This is a genomic window from Cryobacterium sp. 10I5 (assembly GCF_035019865.1).
GTDB classification, from domain to species: domain Bacteria; phylum Actinomycetota; class Actinomycetes; order Actinomycetales; family Microbacteriaceae; genus Cryobacterium; species Cryobacterium breve_A.
Genome location: NZ_JASJVI010000209.1, coordinates 1 through 603, shown reverse-complemented (window position 1 = coordinate 603; position 603 = coordinate 1). Strand labels below are relative to the sequence as shown.

At 58.7% G+C, this 603-nt stretch carries 1 pseudogene; it reads right to left on the bottom strand.

The window, feature by feature from the left end:
- Positions 1 to 278: 278 nt before the first annotated feature.
- Positions 279 to 404: pseudogene (locus QN350_RS19735) on the bottom strand (recombinase family protein); the annotation flags it as partial.
- Between the last annotated feature and the right edge of the window lie 199 nt (positions 405 to 603).

Below are 603 nucleotides of genomic sequence, written 5' to 3'. Positions count from 1 at the left end.
GCCACCAACGTTCCCGACAACGACCTGGATCAACGAACCCGAGAAAGCAGGAACGAACTCAATGACCGCCTAGAGAAACTGACTCAATTAGGTTGACATCTTCCGGGGAGCCTGAGCCCAATACCGAGCGCGACGGGCGTAGACCCGGGATCCGGGGTGTCGCCGCCGACTGGATCGGGCGTTCCGTTTGGCCGCCAGCGGGCAGCTCCAATGGCCATACGCAGCAAAAACCCGCTTCCCTATTGGCCGCGTATGGGCACTTTTCGATGGCCGCCGACACGACCGCCCAGATCCTTGCCCGCCGCACGGCGTTTAACGATCGAGCCAACCACACGCTCTCGCTTGATTTCGCGTTCCATCTGTCCGAGCGCCGCCATGATCGTGAACAACATGGACCCCATCGGAACTTCCTGATTCTCGCCCTACGTCAAACGGCGGACTTGCTCTGAGCTACTGGCCTCACTCACCCTGACGTAGGGAGGCTAGCGACAAAGACCCAGTAGGGGACATCGACAACACACCGGCAGTTGGTTCTAAATCGTGCGCTTTGTGCGAGGATCTGGGGATGGAGCAGGTGCAGGACTTTCGATCAACAATTTTTCA